The 7,725-nt window shown below is 28.6% G+C and carries 9 protein-coding genes; all 9 read right to left on the bottom strand.

What is annotated here, in order from left to right:
- Positions 1–248 precede the first annotated feature (248 nt).
- The 9 genes from ACWIUO_RS13005 to ACWIUO_RS12965 all read right to left on the bottom strand — a co-directional run bounded on the left by ACWIUO_RS13005 (position 249) and on the right by ACWIUO_RS12965 (position 7,636).
- On the bottom strand, positions 249–656 hold the full coding sequence (locus ACWIUO_RS13005; protein ID WP_454178319.1) for a hypothetical protein: 408 nt from the start codon (positions 654–656) through the stop codon (positions 249–251).
- A gap of 4 nt (positions 657–660) precedes the next feature.
- Complete coding sequence (locus ACWIUO_RS13000; RefSeq protein ID WP_454178318.1) at positions 661–1,233, bottom strand: hypothetical protein; 573 nt, start codon at positions 1,231–1,233, stop codon at positions 661–663.
- Positions 1,233–1,574 (bottom strand): DUF6402 family protein, encoded by a 342-nt coding sequence (locus ACWIUO_RS12995; RefSeq protein WP_454178317.1) that lies wholly within the window; start codon positions 1,572–1,574, stop codon positions 1,233–1,235. Before ACWIUO_RS12995 ends, ACWIUO_RS13000 begins: the two co-directional genes overlap by 1 nt.
- Entirely contained in the window at positions 1,574–2,158 is a 585-nt protein-coding gene (locus ACWIUO_RS12990; protein WP_454178316.1) for a hypothetical protein, read from the bottom strand. The genes ACWIUO_RS12995 and ACWIUO_RS12990 overlap by 1 nt, the downstream gene beginning before the upstream one ends.
- Positions 2,159–2,225: 67 nt before the next feature.
- Positions 2,226–2,684 (bottom strand): hypothetical protein, encoded by a 459-nt coding sequence (locus ACWIUO_RS12985; protein WP_454178315.1) that lies wholly within the window; start codon positions 2,682–2,684, stop codon positions 2,226–2,228.
- Positions 2,685–2,801: 117 nt separating this feature from the next.
- Positions 2,802–3,203, bottom strand: coding sequence for a hypothetical protein (locus ACWIUO_RS12980; protein ID WP_454178314.1), 402 nt, complete (start codon positions 3,201–3,203; stop codon positions 2,802–2,804).
- A 212-nt stretch (positions 3,204–3,415) separates the two neighbouring features.
- Positions 3,416–3,994 carry a hypothetical protein gene (locus ACWIUO_RS12975; RefSeq protein ID WP_454178313.1) on the bottom strand — a complete coding sequence of 193 codons (579 nt, stop codon included), beginning with the start codon at positions 3,992–3,994 and terminating at the stop codon, positions 3,416–3,418.
- A 1-nt stretch (position 3,995) separates the two neighbouring features.
- Complete coding sequence (locus tag ACWIUO_RS12970; RefSeq protein ID WP_454178312.1) at positions 3,996–6,818, bottom strand: DUF6402 family protein; 2,823 nt, start codon at positions 6,816–6,818, stop codon at positions 3,996–3,998.
- Positions 6,791–7,636, bottom strand: a complete 846-nt coding sequence (locus tag ACWIUO_RS12965) for a hypothetical protein (protein WP_454178311.1) — start codon at positions 7,634–7,636, stop codon at positions 6,791–6,793. The genes ACWIUO_RS12970 and ACWIUO_RS12965 overlap by 28 nt, the downstream gene beginning before the upstream one ends.
- Between the last annotated feature and the right edge of the window lie 89 nt (positions 7,637–7,725).

Here is a 7,725-nt window from a genome sequence, read left to right as displayed (position 1 = left end):
TTTTTTGCTATGCCCATTTATAAAAAATATCACATTTACATAGATAAAAATCACACAAATTAGCCAAAAACAAAAGTTTAAAAGCATTAGAATCGCGAATGGAAATGTAATTTTAAAAACAATGAAAAAGCCCTAAAAAGCGCACAATAAACGCACCAAAATTTAGCAAAATATTTATAATATTATTTATAAATCGCTCATTTTTTGTGCCAAAGCTATTGAGCAACAAAAAATCAAAGTTATGTTTTTTACTCACTTTTTATCTCCCCACCTCTGACTACAAGTCCGCTAGAATCTATGATGACTTCCACGCCACCAGCTTTTATTATAACAGAATCGCCTTTAGCACTTATCATTGTTTCATTTACCTTTATCGTGGCTTCATTGCCTGCATTTAAGTTATAATCGCTTTGTATTTCAGTGTTTAGTGAATCTGCTTCCAAACTTAGATTTTCATTTGCAATAAAACTCATAGCTTTATAAGACTGCATTGTTGCGCTTTCATTGCTTATAAGTGTGTAATTTTGAGCGATATTTGTGCTCATACTGCTTTCTACATTCTGTGTCAAACTTCCTTGTATATTGTTTTTGATAGTTTGAGTAAAGTTATGCTCTATTAGCTCGTCATAGTTAGTATAAAAAAGTGCTTGACTCAAAAAACTATCCCACTTTCTTTTTTACCAAATATGCTTTAATGTCTTTATATATGATATATGCAAGTAGTGGGATATTTATAAATATTGCTAATGCAATTTCTATTTTTATTGCCCCGCCACTCTTGATAGAAAAATTCGACAAACATATAACCCAACCTATACAAATACAAACAAAAGCCAAAGCTAACCCAGCAAAAAATGATTTACAACATAAGCTAAATTTATTTTTTATATTTAATGATTTGAAATATCTATAATTAAAAATAGTGGCATATATACAAAATAATAAATGTGGAATGGTTTGAATAATTCCAAACATAGGAAAAAAAAGAGCTGACAATACTATATAAACAAACACTATTGGCGTTACATCACTAAGCAATTCGCCATTAAAATAAATCCAATTACACCAAGATAAATATGACAATCCCATAGCACCCAAATGAAAAAATATATTGACAATATATCTTTTGTAAAGATATAAAAACATTGTAGGTAGTGTGATAATAAACCAGCCCAAATGATAAGAAAATTCTATAAGATGTTCATAAGAATCACCTGCACCTTGAAATAACATTATAACTCCTTAAAACTTGTAGTATAAATAAAAAAATCTAATCCCATTTGGAAAGATTTTTGTGATTGTTTAAAATCTGAATTGTAAATCGGATAAATATTATTTTCTTTTGACATATTGTCCGATTCGCCTGCAAATTTAGTGAGAATAGTGTAAGAATTATATTTATGTTTAGCTGCTTGCTTTATAGACTCATAAATATCGCATTTCATATTGTCATAATCCCACACGCCAATGGGCTGGTCTTTTTCTTTGCCATTATTGTCAATTTCGTTGTTAAAATCTACGCTATCAACAATAAATGCTTTGATATTTATAATGATAAAATGTTGGCTACTCATCATACTCTTTCTATAAAAGCTACGAGATAATACCAAAAGTTTATACTCAACGCAAGAGAGCCACCAAAAAACCATACAATAAAAAATATTTGTTTAGGCACATTACGATAAAATATATAAAATATTTTCCCTAAAAGAAATAACGCTATAAAAGTTAATAAGATAGATTCTGCAATCATAGCGCGCAAAAAGCTTTTAGTGGTCTCAAAAAACATAGATAATACATACATTATCACTATGCTTACTATCGCACTAATAACTGATATAAAAAATCCAAAACAAAATCCAAAAAATATATTATGCGTATTGATTTGTTTTGTGTGTATAAAATTTATTATGCTTATGCTAAGGCAAAAAATCAATATTAAGTTTGCCCCAAAACTAGAAAATTTTATAAAAAACTGCATAATAGAATCCGTATTTATAAGAAATTGATATAAAAAAGGTAACAACACAGAACAATAACCTATAAATAAAGAAATGCCTACAAAAAATTTATCCTTTACATACAAGATAGCAATAAAACACAAGGCAACTATATTGATATGATATTTGAAAAACATTATTTGTGCGCTATATTCCATTTGCTTACTTGTCCCATTGTTTAATATCATAAAAAGACTTTGTATAAATAAAAAAATCTAAACCCATTTAGAATAATACAAACATTATGTAAAATATAGGTGATAATGCACAATTTATACAGCTCACAATGCAAACTATCTTTATTTGTTGTTTGTTTAACGGATTCACATTGATTGTGTCCTTAACCATTAAAAAGCGAATCAATGTTAAAAGTATGCTTGAAATCATAATGATAGGATAACTTGTAGCTCCATACAGTATCAGCCATTCTGTCGTATGAATAATAAAAAAATAATTTGAGCCTGACAAAACAAGTAGCAATACATACGAACAGCAAAATAATACCGAACCAAATAAAAAAGCACTCACAAACCAAATTAAAACAAAATTTTTAGCTAAATAATACGATTTTGCTTTTGGGATTAAGCTAAAAGAAGCAAGAAAAATTCCATACAATACCAATATTTTGATATTTTGAAGCATATACAAAAACATATTAAATAAACCAAAGATAAACTCCATCATTGACCAATCCTTAATGTTATAGACATTGACAAACGATAAACTTCTATATCTTTAAATGTAGAAGTAAAGATTCTAAAATCACAGCCTAGATTGAAATATGTTTGTATTTGTTGATAGTTATTGTATTGCTGTGTATTTATTTAATGCCCAATGAATAAAAATATATAAAACAATATGGATAGAAAGAGAGCAAATACTCATTGGAATAATCCATAATGAAAATTCACTTGGAACTAGATTTATATGTGATTGCATAAAAGCTTTTCTCAAAAAATATACTAAAAGTAAAGATAGACTGCTTATATACATTACTGATAAACTCCATTCTCTGCTAACGCATATAATAATAAAAAGCAATAAATATGGAAAAGCCCAAGCAATCCAAAAACTTTTTGAACATAAGAAATTACGAAAACTATGCCATTTAAAAAAGACACAAATAGATAAACAAGATAAAATGCCAAAAAATATTGCAGGAAATATAACAACATAAACCAAAAATCCCCAACCATCAGTCATTAAGAATCCTTTATTATTATTTTAAATATTCTTTTTAAGTTAGCATCTTGCAGAACTAATATATCCTTAAAACTCTTGCTCGTTACAATAAAATCGCAACCCAAATAAAAGAATGTTTGAGTGTTTTGATAATCTTGGTTAAACATTCTATACTCATTTGTTTATTTAATGTTTTTCTATTGTCAAATTTTTCATTTTTTAATTCAAAAATATTACCTCTCTTTCTTTTTTACCAAATATGCTTTAATGTCTTTGTAGATGATATATATAAAAAGTAGGATATTTGCAAGTATTGTTAGTGTAAATTCTAATATCTTCATTAGTTGTATAGCATCATTATTAATCTCCACAATGCCCATTGCCTCTATAACTTTTGTAATACAAACACAAACAAAAGCCAAAGCTAACCCTGCAAAAAATGATTTAAAACATAAGCTAAATTTATTTTTTATATTTAATGATTTGAAATATCTATAATTAAAAATAGTGGCATATATGCAAAATAATAAATGTGGAATAAACGATATAGATGTAGCAACAGCAAGTATATTTATTATGTGTCCCATAGTGCCATATCCAACGAAGTTTTTTTCGATAAAGTCCTCAAATATCCAGACATAAGTTAATCCCGTAGCCCCTAAATGGAAAAATATATTTACAATATATCTTTTGTAAATATATAAAAACATTGTAGGCAACATAATAACAAGCAATCCAATATGAAAATATGTAAAAAATGCAAGCAAACCAAACACCGCGATAATGCTATAATTTTCAAATGAAAGTAACATTTTATAACTCCTTAAAACTTGTAGTGTAAATAAAAAAATCTAAACCCATTTGGAAAGATTTTTGTGATTGTTTAAAATCTGAATTGTAAATCGGATAAATATTATTTTCTTTTGGCATATTGTCTGATTCACCTGCAAATTTAGTGAGAATAGTGTAAGAATTATATTTATGTTTAGCTGCTTGCTTTATAGACTCATAAATATCGCATTTCATATTTTCATAATCCCACACGCCAATGGGCTGGTCTTTTTCTTTGCCATTATTGTCAATTTCGTTGTTAAAATCTACGCTATCAACAATAAATGCTCTAATATTCTTTGGTATATATACAATATTGTTATTATATGGGGTATGCACATCATCAATGTAATAATATATTTTTTGTTCTGTTTTTGTAATGCTATCAAAAAGATAAACAATATTAAAATTTCCAGCTATGGAATAAAGCGCAAAATTTTGCCTATGCTCAGTTTTTGCATTAAAATTAGATAAAACATATTCTTTACTAGCATTAAAAAATGCCAAACCTCCATCAATTTGACTTAATCCAAAACCGTCCTTAAATTTCTCATTATCAATACTAAACCTTTGAAAATATATTTTATTAGAAATAATTTGTGATGGTTTATCTAGCTTACCTATGGCAATATTTCCTTGAGGGATAGAATCTTTGTCATCACATATATCAAATACTTTTATATTTGAAGTTTCGCCTTTTTGCATTTCTTTGGTGTTTAATGATATTTTATATTCTTTTGAAAATTCCATATTTTTATTTATTTTTCCCTCAACAAAGGTATCAAATTGTTTTTGAAAATCTCCATTATGATTAAAGCGCATATTTGCGTTCAAAAATTCCCTCTTTAGATTTTTCATCAAAGGAAACTGCATATAAAATTCCTCCCAATCTAGCTCTATGTAGAATCTTAGATTATTCTTGTCATTTTGTTGAATTTGGGATTTTACTTTTGGGCATTGATTGGCTATTTCTCTTGCAAACTCTCTCATCTCTACTCTAGGCAATATCTCTTTTACTATTTCTTTCATTGTTTCATTAGGGATAGAATCTATAAAGTCCTCTTGCCTAGAGTCTATGTATATCAATTCGCCTAATTCTTTAGCATTAGCAGGATTATCGTGCCATAGTCGTTGGCATATATAGCTTACTCCCCAGCCTAGTGTAGAGATTTTATCATTTTTTGCATTTGCCCTTAATGTCTCTGCTAGTGTGCAATCAATAGTGATTTGTGGATAATCATTTAGTCGCAAAAGTTGGCATACATTCCAATTTGGCTCATTTTTATATGCAAATATAGCGATTTGTTTATCCTTGAAATATTCAGGTAATTTTATTTCTAAATTAGCACCTTTATAAATATTGTTAGATTTGGCATTGTGTTCTTTTGCGTTCTTAATAGTATAGACAGATTCGTGTGAAAAATATGTGTTTGCATTCTTATCTAGAAGTATTTGGCAAGTTCCATTGGGTGTTTTAGAAAGATTATCATCATATTTTTGTATGCTTTGTGGATTTTTATCTTTAGATTCTTTTTTTAGCAACATAGCGATTTCATATTTATCCATAATCCTATAAGCCCATTTTATCTCATCTGATTTTGTTTTAGAATTATCATAGTTTGCTTTAAGTGTAATAATATCATTTGCCTTATAAAAATTTTTTACGATGATTTCATTATTTAATATTGTATATGGCGATTTTATCTCTAAATTTTGGACTGCAAAATTATCTAGTTTTTTATTGAATCGCAAAATAAAAGGCTTCCCCTCTCGTCTTTTGATAGAATTAAGAACAATATTTCTATTAGATATTGGGGATTCTTGGTAATCTTTGTGCTTAAGCGTAATGTTAAATGGACATTTTAGCTTTTGCGTTTCTATTATGTCTATTATATTAAAATATGCTAATCCTTTATTGTTTGTTGTGGCTTTTTGTCCTACATTGGCATTTTGTAGTTCTATGTCTGCATTTGGTATGGGTGTCTTTGCATCTTTGTCTAATGCTAGTATGATAAATACAATACTATTTTTATGAAATTTTGGTTGGTTATTTTGAATATTTGTTGAATTGTAGGCGTTTGAATCTGTTTGGATAATGTTTGGTATAGAATTTAATCCATTATTTTTATTGTATTCGCACAAAAGAGTTACGCATTTTTCATAATTCTTTGATGAGGTTTGGCGTTGCTTGGTAATACGCAAGATTTCATCAGTTGCTTTTTGGGTGAGTGATTGTTTTTTTTCATTTAGACTTCTTGAATCTGATTCGATAAGAGACATTATATATTGCCACGCATCACTTGCTTTATTTTTTGCATTTTGCCAAATTTGTGGGGCATTATCTCGCAAGTAAATATAAGTGTTATTTAATAGCCAAGTGAGGACATAAGAAATTATTATACCTGCAATAAAAGTTGCCACACTAGACGAAGCCAAAGCAGTTGTTATCCCAATCGCAATGGTAATTCCTCCCAAAACGATTATTTCTGTCGCGCTCAAATCCTCATTACTTATATTTAAAACAGAGCCTTTTATTCCGTCCTTTATAACAAAAATAATCTTTATGTGTGCAGGAGAAGTTTTAGTTGCTATTGCACTAATGGTAGAATCCATCATACTTAACATATTAAAAAGATGAGTTTTTAGCGAATCATAGCCGTTTCCTTTTTGGATTATAGTCATTTCTTCTTCGTTCGCACATTCAAAAAACTCTTCTCCATTCTCATCAATGATAAGCCTATCACTTGGAGTGCAGCTTATTGCTATGCCATATTTTTTTATTGTTGTTTTGTCATATAATCCCATATTCCACCTTCTTTTATAGGATACCTAAAGGCATATATCCACATACTATGCCACCTTGCAATGATTTCATCTGCGTTAAATTTCATTTTGTTATTTAATTCTGCATAGATATTATCAATATTATTCATACCAAATCTACTAAATTGCACACAAAAATAAGCCACTAGATATTTTACAAAAAAATCGCTCTTGTTGGTATTAAAAATCATAGGTCGCACAAAGGACAAATTCATTGTTTTTGTGGTTGGTGTTGTTTTCATCAACGCTAACCCATCTCTATCCAACTTAATGTTGCCAAATATTCTATATTCTAATATTACATAATTTTCAAATAATAAAATCCGTTTTAGCAAAAATGGTTTAAATAAATAAAAATGAAATAGAACGATAGCAATAAAAGGTGGTGCGATAAAAGAAAGCATAAAGAAAAATATATAAACAATAAACATAAATAATCCCCCTAAAAACCACAAGCAATAATGTTTAAAATTGCCTTGATACTCACATATTAGAATAGGGTTATCTTTGTTGATGTGTTTGTTTATTTTTGTGTGCCGAAATATTAAATAGTAGCAATAAAGTAGCATTAAGCAATATAATAGCAATATTGATTCGCTAAATACCTTAAAAATAGCAAACCAAATCTTATCGCTATGTTTTTGTATGTTGCCTATAATTACTATGCCTAGCACAAACATTATAGCGGTCATATTGCCAAATATAGTATAAAGTATATTATTCCACTTTCTATCTCTCTCACTGCCTAGCCCATTAAATAAAAGCGGGTCAAAGGGCATTTTGGATTTTTGGATTTTCATTGTTTGACAAAATCTTTTCTCACTCACTTTTTATCTCCCCACCTTTGACTACAAGTCCATTAGAATCTATGACGACTTCCACACCACCT

The organism is Helicobacter sp. T3_23-1056 (assembly GCF_053654535.1).
The sequence above is the reverse complement of the archived record's forward strand: the minus strand, read 5'-3'. Positions and strand labels throughout refer to the sequence as shown.

Coding starts and splice junctions, on each gene's coding strand:
- ACWIUO_RS13000 (WP_454178318.1), bottom strand. CDS start 1,233: ATGTTATTTCAAGGTGCAGGTGATTCTTATGAACATCTTATAGAATTT.
- ACWIUO_RS12995 (WP_454178317.1), bottom strand. CDS start 1,574: ATGAGTAGCCAACATTTTATCATTATAAATATCAAAGCATTTATTGTT.
- ACWIUO_RS12990 (WP_454178316.1), bottom strand. CDS start 2,158: ATGGAATATAGCGCACAAATAATGTTTTTCAAATATCATATCAATATA.
- ACWIUO_RS12985 (WP_454178315.1), bottom strand. CDS start 2,684: ATGATGGAGTTTATCTTTGGTTTATTTAATATGTTTTTGTATATGCTT.
- ACWIUO_RS12980 (WP_454178314.1), bottom strand. CDS start 3,203: ATGACTGATGGTTGGGGATTTTTGGTTTATGTTGTTATATTTCCTGCA.
- ACWIUO_RS12975 (WP_454178313.1), bottom strand. CDS start 3,994: ATGTTACTTTCATTTGAAAATTATAGCATTATCGCGGTGTTTGGTTTG.
- ACWIUO_RS12970 (WP_454178312.1), bottom strand. CDS start 6,818: ATGGGATTATATGACAAAACAACAATAAAAAAATATGGCATAGCAATA.
- ACWIUO_RS12965 (WP_454178311.1), bottom strand. CDS start 7,636: ATGAAAATCCAAAAATCCAAAATGCCCTTTGACCCGCTTTTATTTAAT.